Source organism: Micromonospora sp. NPDC007208 (assembly GCF_042869175.1).
Lineage (GTDB): Bacteria > Actinomycetota > Actinomycetes > Mycobacteriales > Micromonosporaceae > Micromonospora > Micromonospora foliorum.
Genome location: NZ_JBIAFG010000005.1, coordinates 1 through 20589, shown reverse-complemented (window position 1 = coordinate 20589; position 20589 = coordinate 1). Strand labels below are relative to the sequence as shown.

The window sequence follows — 20589 nt, the reverse complement described above, 5'->3', positions numbered from 1 at the left end:
GAGTAGATGACTGAAAATTCGGTCCATCGAAGGAGGTAGGAGACACCGTGCCGCAACTACTACGGGTGCAGTGCTTCATCGTTTCGCGCGACGGGTTCGGCACCGGAGAGGGGCAGAGCCTGGAGCGGCCCTTCGGTCACGCGGACCCCACCCCGCTCTTCTCCTGGCGCGCCGCCACCGCCAGCTTCGTGTATCGCACCGAACCGGGTGGCACTCGTGGCCTGGACGACTACCTGACCCGCGACGCCGAGTGCAACATCGGCGCGGAGATCATGGGTCGCAACAAGTTCGGCCCGCAGCGTGGCCCCTGGGAGGACCACGAGTGGCAGGGATGGTGGGGAGACAATCCGCCCTTCCACACGCCCGTCTTCGTGCTCACCCACCACGTGCGCCCGTCGTTCAGCCTGTCCGACACCACGTTCCACTTCCGCGATGTCAGCCCGGCCGAGGCACTGGCCGAGGCGAAGCAGGCAGCCGACGGTCGGGACGTACGCCTCGGTGGTGGGGTCGCCACCATCCGCGAGTTCATCGAGGCCGATCTGGTCGACACGATGCACATCGCCGTCGCGCCCGTCGACCTTCACCGGGGCGAGCGTTTGTGGGACAGCCACACCGAACTGCTCGACCGCTTCCACCTCGAGTCGGTGCCCAGCCCCAGCGGAGTCACCCATCTCCTGTTCTGGCGACGATGACCGAGCCCTCCCCGGCACGGACGTCTAGAGCCGGGCCAGCACCAGCAACCGGTTGCCGTCGGGGTCCGTGACCCGCGCGGAGCGTTCACCCCAGGGCTGGTCGACCGGCTCCTCGGTGACCGTCGCTCCACCCGTGCGCAGCGCGCCCACGGCTGCGTCGCAGTCGTCGGCGTAGACGCACAACTCCCAGCGGTGCGAGTCGGCCGGTTCGCCAGCCTCCGGGTTGGCGGCCAGGCCGAGCTCGCTGCTGCCCAGTCGGAGGGCGACGAACTCCGGGGCACCCTGGTCCGGGAACCGGTAGGTCAGCTCGAAGCCGACCACGTCCCGGTAGAACGCGATCAGTCGTGGCAGGTCAGGTGTCGTCACGATCGGAAAGGCTTCGGTGAACACGGACCACCTCCAAGCCGGACCCTAGCCGGTGTCGAGGTTCAGCAGGAACTACCACGGGGGCGCGACAAGGAGAAACGCGGTGTCAGTGGCCGTGTCAGGGCCGTGTCAGGGGGGTGACAGTCCCGCCGCCGATGGTGGTTGCATGACGAGTTCAGCGATTGCAGTCTCCGGGCTGCGGAAGGCCTACAAGGACAAGGTCGTGCTCGACGGCATCGATCTGGATGTCCCTGCGGGCACGATCTTCTCCCTGCTCGGTCCCAACGGGGCGGGCAAGACGACGACGGTGAACGTGCTGACCACGTTGGTGAAGGCCGACGGTGGGACCGTACGCATCGCAGGGCACGACGCTGCCACCGAGGCCAAGGCGGTACGCGCGGCGATCGGTGTCACGGGTCAGTTCGCGGCGGTGGACGAGCTGCTGACCGGCCGAGAGAACCTGCAGCTGATGGTCGATCTCAGCCAGGTGCCCGGCAAGGACGGCCGGCGGGTCGTCACGGAGTTGCTGGAGCGGTTCGATCTGGTGGAGTCGGCACAGAAGCCGGTGTCGACCTATTCCGGTGGTATGCGCCGCAAGCTGGATCTGGCGATGACGCTCGTCGGCGACCCTCGGATCATCTTCCTCGACGAGCCGACGACGGGCCTGGACCCACGTAGCCGCCGCACGATGTGGTCGATCATCCGCGATCTGGTGGCCGACGGCGTGACGATCTTCCTCACCACCCAGTACCTGGAGGAGGCTGATCAACTCGCCGACCGGATCGCCGTACTCGACCAGGGGCGGCTGGTCGCCCAGGGCACACCCGACGAGCTGAAGCGCCAGATCCCCGGCACCCACGTCCGGCTCCGGTTCACCACCGTCGCCGAACTCGACGCGGCCGCCCTGGTGCTCAACGACTCCACGCGGGACGACGAGGCACTCGCCCTGCGGGTCCCCAGCGATGGCGGCACGGCCTCGCTGCGGGCCCTGCTGGACCGGCTCGACGAGTACGCCATCAGCGCCGAAGGGTTCTCCGTGCAGACGCCGGATCTCGACGACGTTTTCCTCGCCCTGACGGGCAGCCGCACCCAGGAGGTTTCCGCGAAATGAGCACCAAGTCCCACTCGATCGTCATGCTGCGTCGCAACTTCAAGCACATCGCCCGGAACCCGACCTCCGTGTTCAACGCGGTGCTGATGCCAATCGTGATCATGTTGATGTTCGTGTACATGTTCGGCGACGCCTTCAGCGTCGGCGTCGACTACATCGACTACGCGACTCCCGGGCTGATGCTGTTGGCGGTCTGCTACGGCCTGGGGGCCACCGCGACCGCGGTGAACTCCGACATGACCAAGGGCATCATCAACCGGTTCAAAGTCATGCACGTCTCCCGCGGTGCGGTGCTGACCGGTCACGTTGTCGCCAGCGTGCTGACCAACCTGGTCGCCATCGCGGCCCTCGTCGGGGTGGCCCTCCTGCTCGGATTCAGCCCGTCGGCGAGCCTCCTCGGCTGGCTCGGTGCGATCGGCATCATCGTGCTGCTCGGCTTCGCTGCCGGCTGGCTCACGGTCGCACTGGGGCTTTCGGCGAAGTCTCCGGAAACGGCGGGGCTGGCCTCCGTACCGCTGGTCATGCTGCCGTTCTTCAGCAGCGCGATCGTGCCGGCGGACAAGATGGGCCCCGGGCTGCGGGAGTTCGCGGAATACCAGCCCTTCACGCCGATCATCGAAACCCTGCGCGGGTTCCTCAACGGAACGCCGTCCAGCGGTGACGTGATCCCCGCCCTCGTCTGGTGCGTCGGCATCGCTCTCGTCGGCTACCTGTGGGCGCGTTCCACGTTCACGAAGCGAGCGTGACCGCGACCAACCGATTCCAGTCCGTCCGACTGCCTTCCCGCGCCGCCTCTGCGAAGTTCACTTCGCCGAGGCGGCGCCGTACTTCCCCCTCGACTCGGGCCACGTCCGGCTGGGAGTGATCCCGCCGCCCTCGCACCGCCGCGCTCGCGGCGAGCAGCCGCGCGGCCTGCGCATACTGCTCGCGGCGCAGCGCCAGGTCCGCGACTCCGACGAGGACCCGCGCGATCGAGGGTGCGTGCCCCGACTCGGCGGCCGCCCCAATGGCCAGGGAATGGTGTTCGCGCGCCTCACCGAGATCGTTCGCCACGTAACCGAGCAGGTCGTGTGTGATCGCGCGGATGTGCGCCTGCTTCGCTTCGTCGCGCAACAGGGTCGTCGCGACACCGATCTGCCGGGCTACCTCCTCGGCATCACCGCGCCAGCGAGCGAGTTCCGCCTGCGACAGGGCCAGCATGGCCAACGCACTCGGCCACGTGACCCGCGTCGCACATCGCCGCGCCTCGGCCAACGCAGCCGCGCTGGACTCAACGTCGCCAAGCAACCAGTACAGCTGAGCCTGCCGGGATCGCATCCGGATGATGTCCTCGACGGTGCCGACCTCGGTGACGACCGCGATCGCCTCTTCGTAGTGCTCGCACGCACCGGCGAACTCACCGCGTACGGCGATCAGCTCCGCCAGCTCGGTCAGGGCGAAGGAGATCCCGAACCGTTCACCGAGTGCCCGGAACTCGGCGAGCGCCGCCCGGAGATGCGCGTCCACCTCCCGGCCGTCCTGGCCGAGGATGATCCGCATCTTGCCGAGTTGCAACCGGGCCAGCGCGCGTACCCAGGGATCCTCGTCGTCCAGCAGTGGTTCCCATGCGGACAGGATCGCGTCCGGGGCTCGCAACATACGCTCCAGCGGGACGACGAGCGCCATCCCCGGGTGGCTGCCGTGACTGCGCTGGCTCAACTCGTACGCCTTGTGGATCCACTCCGCGGCCTGGTGTTCGTCGCCCGGTCCCGAGTTCACGAAGAGCACGACGAGCGCGTACACCGTGGCCCGGATCTCGTCGCTGACCTCACCAGGCGTCTCGGTGGCGGCCGTGATCAGTTCCATGCCCTCGGTTCGGTGGCCACCGAGCCACCAGTACCAGCCGGCGCTCGCGGCCAACCGCATGACCGCGTCCGCCTCGCCGGCCGCGAGGGCACCGCGCATCGCCGAACCGATGTTGTCGTGCTCGACTTCGAGAGTGGCGAGCCATCTCACCTGGTCCGCGCGGCGAAGCTGCGGCTCCGCGGTCGCGGTCAGTTCGGTGAAGTACGTCAGATGCGCGTGGCGCGCCAGGTCCGATTCTCCCGCCTCGACGAGGCGGTGCGCGGCGTACTCCTTGATCGTGCCAAAAAAGCATCCGGTAGCGCGGTGCCTCGTCGCCCTCGGCGACCAACAGCGACTTCTCGGCCAGCGCGGTGACCAACTCGAGCACATCGTCCTGCTCGACCTCGTCGCCGGCGCAGACCCGTTCGGCCGCTTCCAGGCTCACCCCGCCGGAAAACACCGAGAGCCGGCGCAGGACCGCCCGTTCGGCGTCGGTCAGCAGCTCCCAACTCCAGTCGACCACCGCGCGCAGCGTCCGGTGCCGGGGCAACGCGGTACGGCTGCCGCCGGTCAGCAGGCGGAACCGATCGTCGAGCCGCCTGGCGAGCTGGTCGATGGACATGGTGCGCAACCTGGCAGCGGCCAGCTCGATCGCCAGCGGCATCCCGTCCAGCGCTCGACAGATCCGCGCCATCGTCGCCAACGTGGGGGCGTCGACCGCCAGATCCCTCCGCACCGCGCCCGCTCGATCCCGCAACAACCGGACGGCCGGCGACGTTTCGATCTCGCTGGGGTCGGCGTCGACGGCCGGCAGGCCCAGTGGCGCGACCGGCCAGAGCGCCTCACCGGTGATGCCGAGCGGTTCCCTGCTCGTCGCGAGGATCCGCAGCCGTCGACACTCCCCGAGCAGCCGGTCAGCGAGCACCGCCGCCGACTCGATCACGTGCTCGCAGTTGTCCAGGACCAGCAACGCCTCCCGGTCGCGGATCGCGGCGACGAGCCGTTCGACCAACTCCATGCTCGGTGCCTCGCCGAGCAGAGCGTCCCGGAGTCCGAGCCCTGCGAGCGTCGCCTGCACCACGTCACCGTCCGCGCCGATGGCGGCGAACTCGACCAACCAGGCGCCGTCCGGCAGGTCGTCGAGCATCCTGCGCGCCGTTTCCGTGGCCAGCCGGGTCTTCCCGGAACCACCCGGCCCGATCAGGGTCGTGAGCCGGTGTTCGGCGACGAGCGCGCCGACCTTGGCAACCGTCTCGTCCTTGCCGATGAAGCTGCTCAACTCGGCCCGGAGGTTGGTCTTCCGGTTCTCCTCGCGCCGTCGCACCTCGCCCCGCAGGAGCGCGACGTGCAACGCCGACAGTTCCGGCGAGGGGTCGACGCCCAGCGCGTCGGCCAGGGCTTCGCTCGTGCGCTGATACACGAGCAGCGCCTCGTTGTCCCGGCCGCTCGCGGCCAGGACCCGCATCAGCGCGAGAACCAGCCGTTCCCGCACCGGGTGCTCGGCCACCAGGTCGGTCAGCTCCGCGACCAACTCCGGACCGTGGCCGAGGTTGATCTCCACGTCGAAGCGATCCTCCAGGGCGCTCAGACGCAGCCTGTCGAGTCGGGTGACCGCCGCGTCGAGCGCCGTGCTGTCAACCAAGCCGACGTCCTGCATCGCCGCACCGCGCCACAGGTCGAGCGCCTCGCGCAGCCGCCGTACCCGCTGCGGGCCCTCGTCCTCGCGAGCCTGGCCGACGAGGCGTTCGAACCGTACGGCGTCGACGACGTCGGGTTCGACAGCCAACCGGTAGCCGTCCGTCTGCCCCTCGATCGCACCCTCCGGCAGCGCCTTCCGCAGCCGGGAAACCAGGCGGTGCAGGGCGTTCGCCGCGTCAGTGGGCGGGTGTTCGCCCCAGATCCAGTCGACGAGGGTCCCCTTCGAGACCACGTGACCCGGGTTGAGTGCGAGAGCGGTCAAGAGCCCGCGCAGCCGCGCACCCGGCACGTCGATGGAGGTGCCGTCGTCAGTGCGAACCTCGAATGGACCAAGCATCCCGACCTGCACCTGGCAGATCTTGCCATGAACGTGAGAAGCATCCGTGTCGCCGATGCCCGCTCCGCCGATCCCCGTGGTGCTCCTGGAACCTGCCCCGAAATGAGATGCGTACGGGCTGGCGCACCTGTTGGATCTCGACATGGAGCATGAGCTTGTTCGTCCTCGCAAGGCGCGCCCGGGGGACCGCCTCGCGGTTCTCTCGCCGTCCTTCGCCGCGGCCGGTGCCTACCCCGGAATCCACGAGCAGGCCATGCGACGGCTCGCCGACCTGACCGGCCTCGTACCGGTCGAATACCCCACCACCCGCCAGGTGGGTGCGAGCGCGGCAGCACGGGCGGCAGACATCAACGCCGCTTTCGCGGATCCCCAGGTACGCGGCATACTCGCCGTCGTCGGAGGCGAGGACCAGATCACCGTCATCCCCCACCTGGACGCCGACCTTGCCCGAGCCGATCCGAAGCCGTTCCTCGGCACCAGCGACAACACCAACCTGCACCACTGGCTGTGGGGCCTCGGCATCGCCAGCTTCTACGGCGGGTCCTCCCAGGTGCACCTTGGCCCCGGGCCCGCCGTCGACGACATCCACGTCCGGTCGCTGCGAGCGGCGTTACTCACCGGGGAGCGCCTGGAGATCACCGATCCGGGTGAGTCCGAGGATGTCGGGATCGACTGGGCAGATCCGCAGGCGTTGAAGTCCTTCGGAGAGCGCGAGCCAACGGAGCCGTGGAGCTGGTACGGGCCGCCCCGCACAGTCACCGGTCCCACCTGGGGTGGCTGCCTGGAGGTCATCCAGTGGATCCTGACGGCGGGACGCTTCCCGTTCCCCCCGGAGGTGCTGCGGGGTGGTGTGCTGCTCATCGAGACGTCGGAGGAGCTTCTCCCCGCCCGTGAGGTCGGCTGGATCGTCCGATCACTGGGTGAACGCGGTCTCCTCAGCGCCGTCGACGCGGTCCTGGTCGCCCGTCCGCCGGTCTCCGACCACACCCGCCGACCCGCGGCCGCGGATCGGGCGCGGCTACGCGAGCAGCAACGCGACACGGTCGTCGACGTGGTGACCCGCTACAACCCGGAGGCAGTCGTCTGCGTCGGCGTCCCGCTCGGCCACACCAGACCGCAGTGGATCCTTCCCCACGGCGGCCCGGTAACCGTCGACGGCGTGGAACGCCGAATCTTCGCCGACTACCGGTAGAGGCCGCTCGGAAGCGCGCCGTCGCGCGAACACGCTTGCGGATGCCCTCAGCGGTCGGGATCGTGCTCGGATGCAGACCGAGACCAGGTACCACGACGAACTCGGCGAGTTCTTCGCACAGAACGCCGACGTCAGCCCCTACAACGCGTAAACCGATCGACGTGCGATGTTGGCGCTCACTGGCGATATCACCAGTACGGACATCCTCGATATCGGCTGCGGTGCCGGTCACTATGCGGCCGAACTGTTGGCGCGGGGCGCCCGAGTGACCGGCATCGACGCAAGCGCCACGGTGCTCCGCCATGCACACGCACGTGCCGCTCAGGCACAGTTGCGCCTGCATGACCTGGAGCGGCCGTTGGACTTTGCCGCTGACGCGTCCTTCGACGGGGTGATCTGCGCGCTGGTCATAAACCATCTGACAAACCGGCGGCAGTTGCTCGCCGAGATGCATCGGGTGCTCCGTCCCGCCGGCTGGCTCGTCATCTCGACCACCCATCCGACGGCTGACTGGCGACACTTCGGCGGCTCCTACTACGACGACTCCTGGGTCGATCTGCCGCACGGGCCGGGTGCCCTTCACTTCCAGCGGATGACGCTGGAAACATTCCTCGGCAAACTCCTGGACGCCGGCTTCCTACTGGAGAAGCTCGTCGAGCCACGGCCGCGCGCCGAACTCCGCGAGGTCAACGAGGACGCCTACGCCCGCCTCACCGAGCGGCCGTCCATCCTCGCTGCCCGAATGCGGTCCCGGGACTGAGAACGGGCGCTTACACACCACGCCTCCTGCTGCCTGGTCTCTGGTGGGTGCGGGCCGCCTGGCGGATGGCGAATTCAGTGGACCGGCACCGACCGTGGCTGAAAGCTGTCGGGATGGAACCGACACACACGGCGCTCATCGTGCCGATACCCGAGGCCGAGGAGGCGGTGGGCCCGTTCCGGGCATCGCTCGACCGGGCCGCCGGGTGGGGGTGCCAGCGCACGTGACCGTCCTCTACGCGTTCCTGTCTCCGCAGCAGATCGATGAGCAGGTCTTGGCCGTACTGCGCGAGACCATTGCCGGGACCCCGCGGTTCGACGTCGCACTGACGGACGTCGGGTGGTTTGGTGACACGGTCGTCTGGCTTGCTCCGCAGCCATCTCGCCCGTTCCGGGAGCTCACTTCGGCCGTGTGGCAGCAGTTTCCCGAGGCGCCCCCTATGCCGGGGCGCACAGCGATGTGGTGCCGCACCTGACCATCGGTCACGACGCCGCCAAGCCCACGCTGAGCCACGCCGCAGAAACCATCTCCACGCACCTGCCGATCAACGCGGCCATCGACAGAGTCAGGCTCATCGCCGGAACACCGGACATCAGCCCTTGGCGCACCGTCTGCGAATTCCCGCTAGGCACCACACCACCTGCTCCGGCTGGTACGGCAGTCGCAGCGTCCTGGCCAGGGCCTCGATCGGGGAGCGGGCGACGGGCGACGGGAGCACCCCGCTTTCCACACCAGCACGCCGGCGAGCCAGAGCAGAGAGCCACGCACCCAGCTCGCCGATCAGGAAGAGTCAGGGTCGTAGCGGGCACGACAAGCGCAAGAAGTGATCGGAACGGATGAAGGCTCAGGTCGGAAACATGTCTGGCCTGTGCCTTCATGGTGGAGCGGGTGAGGGGAATCGAACCCGCCCTGTCAGCTTGGGAATCGGATTGAGTTGCAAGCAATTGCCGGGCCGCGTGCCGGTCGTGTACCTGCGGGCGACGCGGCACCCCTCTGCGACCGCCCCTCGCTGCCTTGTACTGACCGCTGTATCGGGCTCGGAGCGGATACGAGTCGGTGTGGCTGGGGCTGAAACCTAAGCCGCAGGGTGTCCTGCGGTTCGTGTTGCCGGTCACCACTCAGCCGGCCACCCTGATCCTCCCTCGCTACTGCGCGCGCGGGAGAGGCTTTGAACCAGCGTCCAGCCGCCAATTACGAAGAGGATAAGGGCCCCCGCCAGAACTAACCAATTCGCAATCAAGGTCAAGTCGGCCATAAACAAACGGGTGAACATGTAACCCGCGCCAACAAGAGGAAAGAGGAAGAATGATAAGATATAAACCAAGGAACTAACAGTCCTCAAATTAGGACCGGCCAAGCCGGGGTAGAGCTACCCAGGCGGGCGGCTCCGTCGGCACCCGGGCCGTCACCATTCACGAGGTGATCGGCCGCGCACACCTGGACGGCTTCGTCGACGAGGACCAGGACGCGCTCGTCTTCAACGGCGCGAAGGGTGCAGTCCTGCCCCGCTCCAACTTCCAGACCGCCTGCAAGTGGCGTGACTACGTGGCTGCGGCCGGTCCGCCGATTTCGACTTCCACGACCCGCGGCACACTGGCAACACCCTGGCATCGCGGACCGGGGCAAGCCTGACCGGCCTGATGGCTCGCATGGGCCACGCCTCGACCCGGGCCGCGATGATCTACCAACACGCCGCCCACGAGCGTGACGAGCGAATCATTGACGCGCTCAGCTCACAGATCAACCAGAGCACGGCGTGGTGATCGTCGCGGATGCTCTCCACGCGCAGACCGGGCACGCCCGCGCCGTCGCCGCCCGGGGTGGGGACCTCATGGTCACGGCGAAGGCTAACCAGCCGACCCTGTACGCGCAGCTCAAAGCGTTGCCGTGGCATGAGGTCCCAGCCGGTGACCAGCAGCGCGAGGTTGGCCACGGCCGCAAGGAAACCGCACCGTCAAAAGCGTTGACGTGCGCGCCGATGGTGGCCTCGCGTTCCCGCACGCGCAGCAAGCGGTGCGGATCACCCGGACCCGCACAATCAAGGACAAGACCAGCCGGGAGACCGCCTACTACACCATGAGCCTGCCCGCCATCCTGGCCCAGCCGGTCGACCTGGGCGCGTTCGCCCGAGACGAGTGGCTCATCGAGAACGGCCTACACCACGTCCGCGATGTGACGTTCCGCGAGGACGCCCACCGCGCGAGAACCCGCAACGGCCCCGCCGTGTTCGCCACCCTGCGTAACACCGCGATCGGCTACCACCGCCTCAGAGGCGCAATCAACATCGCCCGCCACCAGAACCGCCAACCGCCGATCAACCCAACTCATCGACGCAGTCACGTAACGTCACCGGTTTTACGCAATGGCCCTGCGGGTCAGGCGCCGCCGCCACCACGTCGTTCGGCTCGGCGAGTCGATGACCGGGGTGCCGGCTTCGATAACCATCTTCACTGCTTCTTCCCGGAACTGCGGGGAGAAGGTTCTCTTTGCGCTTGGCACCTGTTTCCCTTCCCAGATCAACCAATTCTACTTGGTCGGCCTGTTCGGAAAACCCATGGCAGCCCACTTTGAGCCCGTCGCAGACCACCGTACACGCGTCGCCGACGCCACGGTTCTTGAGCTCGCTCAGGACGCTGAGCCAGAACGCGGCACCTAGCCGCCGCCGGCCCACATTCGGCAGGCATGGGCCCTCTAACGGTGGGCCATACACCCCACCCGACGACCATGACACCTCACCTATCTGCGCGACCTCGAATCGATTGAAGTAGGGCGGGCATGCCTCGCCTTGGCGATCGTTGAGCTGCAGAAATTCACTGATCACACTAGCCATGCCCGCCCTACCGTCGTCGGCAAGTGGCGCTTCTACGCACCGATCTTACAAGTACAAGCCGACGCAGGAACACGTAGCTTATTGCTAAAGTTCTGGCGCTTCTTCTCTAGTCGCTCGAGCCGCCGTCACACAGCCCGCCAACTCCTGGCTGAAATGCCGAGGTTGCTCCGCTCTTGCCCCGCAGTCAACGTTACGGCCGTACCAGTGCACGACGCGCCGCTATACAAGACGACGACCCAATTATTCATGTTTTCGGCAGACCTGTGCGTAGCACTACCATCCGTTGTACAGTATTTACCGAGTGAATCGGCGTAGAAACTACCGGTGTAATTTGTACCGGTCCAGAGGCAGAGCTTCCCAAGATGATTTAAGTTGCACTGTGAACGACTGGCAGCCGCAGGGCTTCCGACAGTTGCGGTTGTGGCGGCCACTACAATTGCCGACGAAAGCACAATCCGCGCCAAAGGCTTGAGCTTCAATACAGCCTCCCCAATCAGTTATAGGCACCGATGACTATAACTCATCTATTGAGACATGCAAGGCTTTGCTTTGGGCCCGCTGCCATGTAAGGTTGGGGGCAGTCGTCCATTGACGACGAATAAGATCGTGCTCACTTCCGGACAACCCGCAGTTCATCGCGGTACTCAAGGGGATCCAGGTGCCCTGCCTCGACGGCGGTCGGCCCCTGACGCCCGGACCGGGCCTGACGGAGAAGGCGTACATCACCAGGGGCGCTCCACTTACTACTACCGCGGATCACTACGTAGACGATGAAGGTTCTTCGCGCCAATAGTCGTCTGCGAAGAAAAGCCGCTCGTGTCAGTCTCCCACGTTGTCTTCGGTGCCGTCGCGGATGATCGCGGCGAGGATCGGGCACGTAACGGGCACGGCCAGCGCAAGAAGCGGTAGGAACGATCGAGGCCCCCAGCCAGGGAACCTGTCCTGAGTTGGGGCCTCGCGGTGGAGCGGGTGACGGGAATCGAACCCGCACTGTCAGCTTGGGAAGCTGATGTTCTGCCATTGAACTACACCCGCAAGCGGCACCACTGTACCTGAGTCGTCGAGCCCGTGCACCCAGGCACCCCCGGTGACCGCAGGTGTCCGGGGACCGTGTCGCCCGGGTCGGCCGGGGTGATCCACTCGGTTTCCTGAAAGTCGGGGCATCCGGAGCGCCGGGATAGCGCAGTTTCCCTGAAGTCGAGTGGATCATGCGGGAGTGGCGGCCCGGCAGGTGTGGCGGGTGTGGCAGGCATGCGCATCGGTGCCGGCCCCGTCACGACGGGGCCGGCACCGATGATCTTTCGGTCGTGGTCAGGCGGCCGTGCACTGGACGTCACGGCTGAGGCGGGTCGGGCGCGCCTGCGGGACGGCGAAGGGCGCGGCCGCCGCCGACGGGGAGTTTGGGTCGAGCCACACCCGAACGGCCGGCCGGCCCGGCGCGAGGCCCGGAATGCCAGCGATGTGCTGCTCACGGCGGGTGAGCATCGCCACGTCGACGGTGAACTCGAAGAGCCTCCAGTCGACCTGCGGCTCGGCCCGGGCGCTCTGCGCCAACTGCGCCACCCGGACCGGATCGGTCACCGGACGGGCGCGCCCCGCCACGTACGCCTCGTCGTCGCTCTCCTCGGCGGGGAACGAGTGCAGCGCGTAACGGCCGTCACGTTCGAGGTCGCGGCGCTTGGGCGAGTCGATGATGAAGCAGAACAGCCCCTCCGCGCTGATGACCGGGGAGACCGGATGGACGCGGGGCCCGCCGTCGGCACGGACCGTGGCCAGATAGCCGAAGCCCGGCCCGTACTGCTGGAGGAGAACGCGGATCCCGTCGGCGAGTCGGGGCTCGTCGGCGGCGAATTCGGACCAGGAAGCCATGCGGGCATTCTATCGAACAAATGTACGAGCAGCGACCTCGACGCGCTGGTCACCGGCACCGAATCCGGCCACTTTTGGCAGCGCGGCTATGGTGGTCCGATGCTGCTCTCCGACCGCGACCTGGTCTCCGAGATCAAGGCTGGCACGCTGGGCCTGGAGCCGTTCGAGCCGACCCTGGTCCAACCGTCCAGCATCGACGTCCGACTCGACCGGCTGTTCCGGGTCTTCAACAACCACCTCTACACCCACATCGACCCCGCCATGCAGCAGGACGACCTGACGTCGGTGGTCGAGGTCCCCGACGGCGAGCCGTTCGTGCTGCACCCGGGGGAGTTCGTGCTCGCCTCGACGCTGGAGGTCATCTCGCTGGGTGACCAGCTCGCCGGTCGGCTGGAGGGCAAGAGCTCCCTGGGCCGGCTCGGGCTGCTCACGCACTCCACCGCCGGCTTCATCGACCCGGGCTTCTCCGGCCACGTGACGCTGGAGCTCTCGAACGTGGCGAACCTGCCGATCACGCTCTGGCCGGGCATGAAGATCGGGCAGCTCTGCATCTTCCGGCTCTCCTCGCCGGCCGAGCACCCGTACGGCTCGGTGGTCTACGGCTCGCGCTACCAGGGCCAGCGGGGGCCGACGCCAAGCCGCGCCTGGCAGCACTGGCGCACCTGGCCGACCCGCTGAGGCCGACCCGCTGAGGCCGACCCGCTGAGGCCGATCCGCTAGAAACAGAACGACGAGGGCCCGCCGCGACGAATCGCGACGGGCCCTTCGGTCACCCGGGGTCAGCCTGGGCGGCCGTAGCTGTGGATCGGGCCGTCGTCGACCTTCTTCATCTTGACCGGTTGACCGGCCTGCGAGGCGTGCACCACCCAGCCGCCGCCGACGTACATGCCGACGTGGTGGATGTCGCTGTAGTAGAAGACCAGGTCGCCGGGGCGCAGGTCGCCCCTGCTGACGTTCTTCGTGACGCGGCTCTGCGCGGCGGCGTTGTGCGGCAGCGACACGCCGGCCTTCGCCCAGGCGGCCAGCATGAGCCCGGAGCAGTCGTACGAGTTCGGACCCTCGGCACCCCAGACGTAGGGCTTGCCGATCTGGGCGCAGGCGAACTTGACCGCGGTGCCCGCGGCGCCGCCGGGGTAGCTGCCCGGGCAGGGCGCCGGGCGCAGCGGACCGCCGCCACCGTTGCCGTACACCTTGAGGCGCAGCTTCTGCAGGCGGTCGATCTCCTCGTTGATCTGCTTCTTCTTCGCCGCCAGCTGAGCTTCGGTGCGGGTCAGCTGGGCCACCATCTCGTCCAGCGGCGCCTTCTGCGCGGCCAGCTGGTCGCGCAGGTCGGCCACCTGGCGTACGTCCTTCTGCTGGTTGTGCGCGAAGCGGTCGAGCATCTCCAGTTGGCCGACCACCTCGCTGGGCGACCTGCTGCCCAGCACCGCGTTGACGGTCGAGACGTTCTCGCCCTTGTAGGCGCGTACGGCCAGGGCGCTGACCTTGTCCATCGCGGCGTCGACCTGGCGCTCCAGCGGAGTGATCCGGGCGGCCAGCGCGTCGGCCTGCCTGCGCTTCGCCGCGAGGTCGGTGCGGGTGGCGTTGTGCCGTTCGATGATCGGTTCGAGTTTGTTCCAGTCGGCGTCGATCTGGCGCTCGATCTCGGCGACGGACGGGTCGGCGTGGGCCGCCGTGGCACTGCCGGTCAGGACGACGGCGATGCTGGCCAACGCGGCGAGTGCGGTGGTGAAGCGGGACCAGCGTGGGCGCGGCACGATCGACGCCGGGCCGGCTGATGCCGACCGCTCGGACGACGGCCGCGGGGCATGGAGTGCCACCGGGGTTCCGTACTCCTTCTTCCTGACCGCCTACCGGGTTAGCTGACGGGTTCGGGCGGGAAGTCGGCGCCCTACCGCAGTGGTTGCGGATTCACCCCGAGGGACCTGGGTCCCCGGTTCGCTCGGAAACGACTCGGCGGTGTCGGTCCGTTACCGCCCGGGCTGGGCGGAGCTGCTGTCGGGCCGACGAATGACCAGAGTAGAGACGCTTGTTACCGATCCGCAACCCGTGCGGCCGTGACACTCCGTACCGATTGGAAGAGGCCACGGACCGTGTGTGAAGAATTCTTTCCGCGCGCTTCGATAGATGGAAAGGTATTGACGTGACCTCCCGGGCGGCGCGATGGTGACCTGACCTCACTCCGAGAGAATCTAGGGGGTTCGATGCACCATCCAACCCTGTCGACCGGCTGGCGCGCACTGCTCGCCGCCACCGTGGTCGCCGCCGCGACCACGGTGCCACTCTCCGTCGGCCCGGCCGCCGCCGCACCCACCACCGACCGCCAGCAGCAGTACGCCGCCGCGGCCACCGAGTACGGCGTACCGACCGTGGTGCTGCTCGGCGTCTCCTACCTGGAGTCGCGCTGGGACACCAACGCCGGCACACCGAGCACCAGTGGCGGCTACGGCCCGATGCACCTGACCGACGCCCGGCACGTGGCCGCCCTCCCCGGGGGCGGTCACCACGACGCCGGTGCCGAGGACCCACGCGGCGACGACTCCCGTCCCGCCCGGGTGCCCGCGCCCCGGCCGGTCGAGGCCCCCGCGCCGTCCACCGCCGCGTTGCAGACCGTGGACGCCGCCGCCTCGCTGACCGGCGCCACCCCCGAGGCACTGCGCACCGACGCGGGCCTCAACATCCGGGGTGGGGCCGCGCTGCTGAGCGCGTACCAGAGAGATCTGGGCGCGCCGGTGGGCGCGGACACCGACCCGGCGGCCTGGTACGGCGCGGTGGCCCGCTACTCGGGCGCGGACAGCGCCGACGCCGCGGCGGCCTTCGCCGACGAGGTCTTCACCACCGTCGGCGCGGGCGCGTCGCGGGTGACCGACGACGGCCAGCGGGTCACCCTGCCGGCCAGCGCGGTGCGGCCCGAGCGTTCCTGGTTGGACCGGCTGGGCCTGCGCCGGCTGGCCCGCCCGGACGGGGTGGAGTGCCCCAGCACCATCTCCTGCGAGTGGATCCCGGCGCCCTACGAGGCGTTCGGCGACGGGGACTACGGCAACCACGACCTCTCCGACCGCCCCGCCCGGCAGAAGATCGAGTACATCGTCATCCACGACACCGAGGCGAGTTGGGCGACGACCCTGCAACTCGTCCAGGATCCGACCTACGTGAGCTGGCACTACTCGCTGCGCTCGGTCGACGGGCACATCGCCCAGCACGTGAAGACCAAGGACGTCGGCTGGCACGCCGGTAACTGGTACGTCAACGCGAAGTCGATCGGTCTGGAGCACGAGGGCTTCGCGGCGCAGGGCACCTGGTACACCGAGGCGATGTACCGCACCTCGGCGAAGCTGGTGCGGCACCTGGCGCTGCGGCTGGGCATCCCACTGGACCGCCAGCACATCATCGGCCACGACAACGTGCCCGGCACCATCGCCTCGACCGTGCGGGGAATGCACTGGGATCCGGGCCCGTACTGGGACTGGACGCACTACTTCGACCTGCTGCACGCGCCTCGACTGGACACCGGCACCCCGGCCACCGGGCTGGTCCGGATCGACCCGGACTACGCCACCAACCGGCCGGCGTTCACCGGCTGTGTCACCGCGGGCGTGCCCTGCGCGCCACGCGGCTCCTCGGCGGTGGTGCTGCGCAGCGCACCGTCCGCGGACGCGCCGCTGGTCAACGACATCGCGCTCCGTCCGGACGGCACCCCGAACACGATGACCGTGTCGGACCACGGGGCCCGGGCATCCGCCGGGCAGACGTACGCGCTGGCCGGGCGGCAGGGTGACTGGACGGCCATCTGGTACCTCGGCCAGCGGGCCTGGTTCCACAACCCGACGTCCGCGCCGACCGCAAGTTGGACCGTCGGCGTCGTGGCCACGCCGAAGCCCGGACGGACCACCATTCCGGTCTACGGACGGGCCTACCCGGAGCAGGCGGCGTACCCGGAGGGCGTGCCCTACCAGGCGATCTCGCCGCTGCAGTACACCCTGGCCGCCGGTCAGCGGTACGCCGTCGGCGCGGTGCTGGCCGGCGAGTACTACCGGGCCAGTACGTTCGACGGCTCCTCGCCCGGCGACTGGACGGTGATTCGCGGCAAGAACCGCTACGCGCAGATCCAGTTCGGCCACCGGATCATGTACGTCGACCTCGCCGACGTGCAGCTGTTGCCGTCCCCGGTGGGCGCGCCCCGCTGAGAACCACGACGGCCCCCGGTCGGTGACCGGGGGCCGTCGTGTTGCGCGAGGTGGATCAGCCGGGTCTGCGGAAACCGGCGATCGGCATGGTGGTGATGCTGGACACCTGCACCGGCTTGCCGGCACGTGGCGCGTGCACCATCTGGTTGTTGCCCAGATACAGCCCGACGTGACTCAGGCCGGAGAAGAAGAAGACCAGGTCGCCGGGGCGGGCGTCGGCCCGCGAGACGGCCTTGCCCTCGTTCCACTGGTCACCCGTGTGGTGGGTGAGGTAGATCCCGGCCGCCTTGTAGGCGTACTGGGTCAGCCCCGAGCAGTCGAACGAGTTCGGGCCGGTGGCACCCCAGACGTACGGCTTGCCGACCTTGCCGCAGGCGGTCCTGATCGCGGTGCGGGCCGCCGCGCTGACCACTCCGTTGATGGTCGGGCAGGCCGCGGTCACCACCGTGGTCTTCGGCATCGACGCCTCGAGCTGCTTGATCTCGCCGTCGATCTGCTTCTTCTTCGCCGCCAGCTCGTTCTGCTGCCGGGTCTGGGTGACGATCAGCGCGTCCAGCTTCTGCTTCTCGCCGTCGTACTTGGCCCGGACGGCCAGCACACCCTCGACCTCCTTGCGCTCCTGCGAAGCGAGCCGGTCGAGGATGGTGAGCTGCTCGGTGAGCGTGTCCGGCTTGGCGCTGACCAGCAGCGCGCCGATGTCGTGCGACGGGCCCGAGATGTAGTAGCGGGAGGCGAGGTCGCCGACCCGGTTGAGCGCCAGCTCGCTCTGTAGCGCCAGCGGCTCGATCTTCTTCTGGAGGTTCGCCGACTTCTGTCGGTTGACCTTCAGCTGCGCCCGGACCTTGTTGTACTGCTCGATGGTGGGCTCCAACTGCTCCCACTTCTTGTCGATCTGCGCCTCGATCTCGTCGACCGTGGGCGCGGCATGTGCCGGCGCGGTCAGCAGACCGGCGCCGACCGCCGCCGCGGCGACCAGGATCAGCACCCGGTGCGCGGCGCGGCGCAGGCCACCAGAGCGAGCAGACGCATTCAGGTCGTGACGATGAGGGGGCATGGTTGCCACCGGCACCGACTCCTTTGCAACCGACCGCCGGGCGCCTCGCGTGAGGGAAGGGCCGAGGCAGACGACCCACAGCGGTCGGTGCCCCACATTAGGGAAGCTCGGGGCGGTAATCAAGGCGAGCGCGGTAACCATCACTGTCGTGCAACCGCTTGCACACCAAGGGTATTGGTCCATCAACCAACGATTGCGGTCAATACATCGTCGAGAGTGACCACACCGAGCGGCCGGCGCCCGTCGCTGACCAGCACCATGTGCCGTCGCTCGCGGCGCATCGCCAGCAGCAGGTCGGCCAACGTACGCTCCGGCGGCACCACCGCCAGCGGCCGGTAGACGTCGGCCGGCACCGGGGACCGGCGACCCTGTCCGGCGTACCCGAGCACGTCCTTGACGTGCACGAAGCCGAGCACGCGACGGGTCGACCGTTGCACCACCGGGAACCGGGACCGGCCGGTCCGGGTCGCCAGCACCTCCAACGACGCCGGCGAGACGTCCTCGGCCACCGTCACCACCGTCGACCACGGTTGCAGCGCGTCCGCCGCCGTACGCGCGTGCAGGGCCAGCGCGCCGGTGATCCGCGCGTGCTGCTCCGCGTCGAGCAGCCCCTCGGTCCGTGCCTGGGAGACCAATCCGGCCAACTCCTCGGCGGTGAAGACGGTCTTCACCGCCTCGGACGCCTCGATCCGCCAGAACGCGAGCACCCGCCGGGCCGCCCATTTCATCGCGAGCAACAACGGTTTGGTGGCCACGCAGAACGCCAACATCGCCGGGCCGAGCCAGAGTGCAGAGACCTCCGGACCGGCCAGCGTGATGTTCTTCGGCACCATTTCCCCGACGACCGTGTGCAGAAAGACCACCACACCCAGCGCCAGCACGAACGCGACCGGGTGCACCGCCCGCTCCGGCAGTCCGGCCGCGTGGAACGGCGGCTCCAGCAGGTGCGCCAGCGCCGGCTCGGCGATCGCGCCCAGACCCAACGAGCAGACCGTGATGCCGAGCTGCGCGCCAGCGATCATCAACGGGATCTGGTTCATCGCCGACAACGCCCAGCGGGCGCGTTTCGACCCGGCGGCCAGCGGCTCGATCACCGTCCGGCGGGACGCGATGAGCGCGAACTCGCTGCCCACGAAGAACCCGTTGCCGAGCAGCAACAGCACGGTCACCAACAGCTCAGTCATCGTCGTCCGGATCCGCCGGGCGCAACACCCGGACCTGCTCGATCCGGTGCCGCTCCACCTCGACCACTGTGAACTCCCAGTCGTCCGCCTCGACCGTCTCGCCAGCGAGCGGGATGTGCCCGAGCTGGGCCATCAGGAACCCGGCCAACGTCTCGTACGGCCCCTCGGGCAGCCGGAAGCCGGTCTGCTCGGCCAACTCGTCGGAGCGGAGCACACCGTCGACCAGCACGGTGCGCTCACCGCCCGGCACGGTCAGCTCGGCCGACCCGTCGTCGTCCACGCTCGCCGGGTCGAACTCGTCGGCGATCTCACCGACCAACTCCTCGACGAGGTCCTCCACGGTCACCACGCCGTCCGTGCCGCCGTACTCGTCGACCACGATGGCCAGGTCGGCCCCGGCCGCCTTCAGCGCGGCCAGGACGCCGTCCAGGTTCAGGCTCTCCGGCACGTACACCGGCTCGCGGGCCACCGAGGCGACCCGGGTCGACGCGCGGTCGGCCAGCGGCACGCCCAGCGCGTCGGGCACGCCGGCCACACCGGTCACCAGATCCAGGGTCTCCTCGTACACGGGGAACCGGGTTCGCCCGGTCCGCCGCGACTCCTCCAGCAGCTCGGCCACGGTGGCGGTGGCGCGCAGCGCGACCACGTCCACCCTGGGGGTCATCGCCTCCGCGGCCCGCTTGTCGCCGAAGCGGATGGTGCGACGCAGCAGCATCGCGGTGTCCGTGGGCAGGGCACCGGCCCGCGCCGAGATGCCCGCCAGCAGGCCCAGCTCCTCCGGTGAGCGGGCGCTGGCCAACTCCTCCTGCGGCTCCACGCCGAGCGCCCGGACCAGTCGGTTCGCCGAGCCGTTCAACCCTCGGATCACCCAGCCGAACGTCCGGGAGAAGGTGTGCATCGGGCCGGCCGTGGCCAGCGCCGCCGGCATGGGCCGGGCCAGCGCCGCGTTCTTCGGCACCAACTCGCCGAAGAGCATGGAGATCAGCGTGGCCAGGGCCAACGCGATGAACGGGGTGAGCCGCTCGGTGCTGTCTCCGGCCAGTGGGCGCAGCAGCGGGGTGAAGAGCCGAGCCAGGGCCGGCTCGGCCAGGTAGCCGGTGAGCAGCGCGGTGATGGTGATGCCGAGCTGTGCCCCGGAGAGCTGGAAGGAGAGTTCGCGCAACGCTGTGCGTACCGTCAGGGCGGCCTGGTCGCCCGCGGCGGCCCGCCGGTCGATCTCCGCCCGGTCGACCGTGACCAGGGCGAACTCGGCCGCGACGAAGAACGCGTTGCCCGCGGTCAGGGCTACGAAGCCGACCAGGGGCAACAGCGTCGTCAAGAGTAGGCCGTCGATGTCGCCTCACCTCGGCGAGATTCTTGCACGACGGCGGGGGGCCGCCGGGGGGCCCCCCCGCGGGGTAAAAAAACCACGGGTTAGCGGGAAAGCACCCCCAACGCCCCGGCAACCCAAACCCCCGCCGGCGCGAGGGCGTTTACCCAACCCGC

At 68.6% G+C, this 20589-nt stretch carries 18 protein-coding genes, 1 tRNA gene, 2 pseudogenes and 1 riboswitch; of the genes and pseudogenes, 10 read left to right on the top strand and 11 right to left on the bottom strand.

Annotation, left to right across the window (positions count from 1 at the left end; translation table 11 throughout):
- Positions 1 to 47: 47 nt before the first annotated feature.
- Positions 48 to 692 carry a dihydrofolate reductase family protein gene (locus ACFYL6_RS11900; protein WP_387170448.1) on the top strand — a complete coding sequence of 215 codons (645 nt, stop codon included), beginning with the start codon at positions 48 to 50 and terminating at the stop codon, positions 690 to 692.
- A gap of 24 nt (positions 693 to 716) precedes the next feature.
- Here the strand turns inward: ACFYL6_RS11900 and ACFYL6_RS11895 are convergent, their stop codons facing one another.
- On the bottom strand, positions 717 to 1058 hold the full coding sequence (locus ACFYL6_RS11895) for a VOC family protein (protein WP_387170446.1): 342 nt from the start codon (positions 1056 to 1058) through the stop codon (positions 717 to 719).
- Positions 1059 to 1224: 166 nt separating this feature from the next.
- On the opposite strand from ACFYL6_RS11895, the gene ACFYL6_RS11890 reads away from it, so the two are divergent.
- Together ACFYL6_RS11890 and ACFYL6_RS11885 are read left to right on the top strand one after the other, a co-directional pair.
- Positions 1225 to 2169, top strand: coding sequence for an ATP-binding cassette domain-containing protein (locus ACFYL6_RS11890; protein WP_387170444.1), 945 nt, complete (start codon positions 1225 to 1227; stop codon positions 2167 to 2169).
- Positions 2166 to 2915: an ABC transporter permease gene (locus ACFYL6_RS11885; protein WP_387170443.1), complete on the top strand. Its 750-nt coding sequence runs from the start codon at positions 2166 to 2168 to the stop codon at positions 2913 to 2915. Before ACFYL6_RS11890 ends, ACFYL6_RS11885 begins: the two co-directional genes overlap by 4 nt.
- Here ACFYL6_RS11885 and ACFYL6_RS11880 read toward each other — a convergent pair.
- Positions 2899 to 6040: pseudogene (locus ACFYL6_RS11880) on the bottom strand (BTAD domain-containing putative transcriptional regulator). The gene ACFYL6_RS11885 and the pseudogene ACFYL6_RS11880 overlap by 17 nt on opposite strands.
- A gap of 241 nt (positions 6041 to 6281) precedes the next feature.
- Here ACFYL6_RS11880 and ACFYL6_RS11875 point away from each other — a divergent pair.
- The 4 genes from ACFYL6_RS11875 (at position 6282) to ACFYL6_RS11860 (ending at position 9612) form a co-directional block, all read left to right on the top strand.
- Complete coding sequence (locus tag ACFYL6_RS11875) at positions 6282 to 7220, top strand: LD-carboxypeptidase (protein WP_387171141.1); 939 nt, start codon at positions 6282 to 6284, stop codon at positions 7218 to 7220.
- 166 nt (positions 7221 to 7386) lie between these two features.
- Positions 7387 to 7980: a class I SAM-dependent methyltransferase gene (locus ACFYL6_RS11870; protein WP_387170441.1), complete on the top strand. Its 594-nt coding sequence runs from the start codon at positions 7387 to 7389 to the stop codon at positions 7978 to 7980.
- Between the two features lie 223 nt (positions 7981 to 8203).
- A complete protein-coding gene (locus tag ACFYL6_RS11865) occupies positions 8204 to 8455 on the top strand; it encodes a 2'-5' RNA ligase family protein (protein ID WP_387170440.1) in 252 nt (83 codons plus the stop codon).
- 944 nt (positions 8456 to 9399) lie between these two features.
- Positions 9400 to 9612: a hypothetical protein gene (locus tag ACFYL6_RS11860; RefSeq protein WP_387170438.1), complete on the top strand. Its 213-nt coding sequence runs from the start codon at positions 9400 to 9402 to the stop codon at positions 9610 to 9612.
- Between the two features lie 49 nt (positions 9613 to 9661).
- Here the strand turns inward: ACFYL6_RS11860 and ACFYL6_RS11855 are convergent, their stop codons facing one another.
- The gene (locus ACFYL6_RS11855) at positions 9662 to 9913 is read right to left on the bottom strand and encodes a hypothetical protein (RefSeq protein ID WP_387170436.1); all 252 of its coding nucleotides are present in this window, start codon (positions 9911 to 9913) and stop codon (positions 9662 to 9664) included.
- Positions 9914 to 9948: 35 nt separating this feature from the next.
- On the opposite strand from ACFYL6_RS11855, the gene ACFYL6_RS11850 reads away from it, so the two are divergent.
- Positions 9949 to 10551, top strand: coding sequence for a hypothetical protein (locus ACFYL6_RS11850; protein WP_387171196.1), 603 nt, complete (start codon positions 9949 to 9951; stop codon positions 10549 to 10551).
- Here the strand turns inward: ACFYL6_RS11850 and ACFYL6_RS11845 are convergent.
- The 4 genes and pseudogenes from ACFYL6_RS11845 to ACFYL6_RS11830 form a co-directional block, all read right to left on the bottom strand.
- Positions 10547 to 10633: pseudogene (locus ACFYL6_RS11845) on the bottom strand (transposase); the annotation flags it as partial. The gene ACFYL6_RS11850 and the pseudogene ACFYL6_RS11845 sit on opposite strands and share 5 nt — an antisense overlap.
- A gap of 302 nt (positions 10634 to 10935) precedes the next feature.
- On the bottom strand, positions 10936 to 11241 hold the full coding sequence (locus tag ACFYL6_RS11840) for a peptidase inhibitor family I36 protein (RefSeq protein WP_387171139.1): 306 nt from the start codon (positions 11239 to 11241) through the stop codon (positions 10936 to 10938).
- 530 nt (positions 11242 to 11771) lie between these two features.
- Positions 11772 to 11845, bottom strand: a tRNA-Gly gene (locus tag ACFYL6_RS11835).
- 276 nt (positions 11846 to 12121) lie between these two features.
- Entirely contained in the window at positions 12122 to 12679 is a 558-nt protein-coding gene (locus tag ACFYL6_RS11830) for a pyridoxamine 5'-phosphate oxidase family protein (RefSeq protein WP_387170434.1), read from the bottom strand.
- A 99-nt stretch (positions 12680 to 12778) separates the two neighbouring features.
- Between ACFYL6_RS11830 and dcd the strand changes: the two genes are divergently transcribed.
- Entirely contained in the window at positions 12779 to 13357 is a 579-nt protein-coding gene (dcd, locus tag ACFYL6_RS11825) for a dCTP deaminase (RefSeq protein ID WP_089018323.1), read from the top strand.
- A gap of 101 nt (positions 13358 to 13458) precedes the next feature.
- Here the strand turns inward: dcd and ACFYL6_RS11820 are convergent, their stop codons facing one another.
- The gene (locus tag ACFYL6_RS11820; RefSeq protein ID WP_387170432.1) at positions 13459 to 14436 is read right to left on the bottom strand and encodes an NlpC/P60 family protein; all 978 of its coding nucleotides are present in this window, start codon (positions 14434 to 14436) and stop codon (positions 13459 to 13461) included.
- A 76-nt stretch (positions 14437 to 14512) separates the two neighbouring features.
- Positions 14513 to 14648, bottom strand: a riboswitch (cyclic di-AMP (ydaO/yuaA leader).
- 235 nt (positions 14649 to 14883) lie between these two features.
- On the opposite strand from ACFYL6_RS11820, the gene ACFYL6_RS11815 reads away from it, so the two are divergent.
- Positions 14884 to 16866, top strand: coding sequence for an N-acetylmuramoyl-L-alanine amidase (locus ACFYL6_RS11815; RefSeq protein WP_387170430.1), 1983 nt, complete (start codon positions 14884 to 14886; stop codon positions 16864 to 16866).
- Positions 16867 to 16921: 55 nt separating this feature from the next.
- Here the strand turns inward: ACFYL6_RS11815 and ACFYL6_RS11810 are convergent, their stop codons facing one another.
- The 3 genes from ACFYL6_RS11810 to ACFYL6_RS11800 all read right to left on the bottom strand — a co-directional run bounded on the left by ACFYL6_RS11810 (position 16922) and on the right by ACFYL6_RS11800 (position 20422).
- Entirely contained in the window at positions 16922 to 17935 is a 1014-nt protein-coding gene (locus tag ACFYL6_RS11810; RefSeq protein WP_387170428.1) for an NlpC/P60 family protein, read from the bottom strand.
- Between the two features lie 167 nt (positions 17936 to 18102).
- The gene (locus tag ACFYL6_RS11805; RefSeq protein ID WP_238659890.1) at positions 18103 to 19104 is read right to left on the bottom strand and encodes a hemolysin family protein; all 1002 of its coding nucleotides are present in this window, start codon (positions 19102 to 19104) and stop codon (positions 18103 to 18105) included.
- Complete coding sequence (locus tag ACFYL6_RS11800) at positions 19097 to 20422, bottom strand: hemolysin family protein (protein WP_387170426.1); 1326 nt, start codon at positions 20420 to 20422, stop codon at positions 19097 to 19099. The genes ACFYL6_RS11805 and ACFYL6_RS11800 overlap by 8 nt, the downstream gene beginning before the upstream one ends.
- Positions 20423 to 20589: the final 167 nt, after the last annotated feature.

Bases quoted from the DNA above. Each gene is read 5' to 3' on its own strand.
- dcd (WP_089018323.1), top strand. From the start codon at position 12,779: ATGCTGCTCTCCGACCGCGACCTGGTCTCCGAGATCAAGGCTGGCACG.
- ACFYL6_RS11890 (WP_387170444.1), top strand. From the start codon at position 1,225: ATGACGAGTTCAGCGATTGCAGTCTCCGGGCTGCGGAAGGCCTACAAG.
- ACFYL6_RS11885 (WP_387170443.1), top strand. From the start codon at position 2,166: ATGAGCACCAAGTCCCACTCGATCGTCATGCTGCGTCGCAACTTCAAG.
- ACFYL6_RS11805 (WP_238659890.1), bottom strand. From the start codon at position 19,104: ATGACTGAGCTGTTGGTGACCGTGCTGTTGCTGCTCGGCAACGGGTTC.
- ACFYL6_RS11830 (WP_387170434.1), bottom strand. From the start codon at position 12,679: ATGGCTTCCTGGTCCGAATTCGCCGCCGACGAGCCCCGACTCGCCGAC.
- ACFYL6_RS11815 (WP_387170430.1), top strand. From the start codon at position 14,884: ATGCACCATCCAACCCTGTCGACCGGCTGGCGCGCACTGCTCGCCGCC.
- ACFYL6_RS11875 (WP_387171141.1), top strand. From the start codon at position 6,282: ATGCGACGGCTCGCCGACCTGACCGGCCTCGTACCGGTCGAATACCCC.
- ACFYL6_RS11870 (WP_387170441.1), top strand. From the start codon at position 7,387: ATGTTGGCGCTCACTGGCGATATCACCAGTACGGACATCCTCGATATC.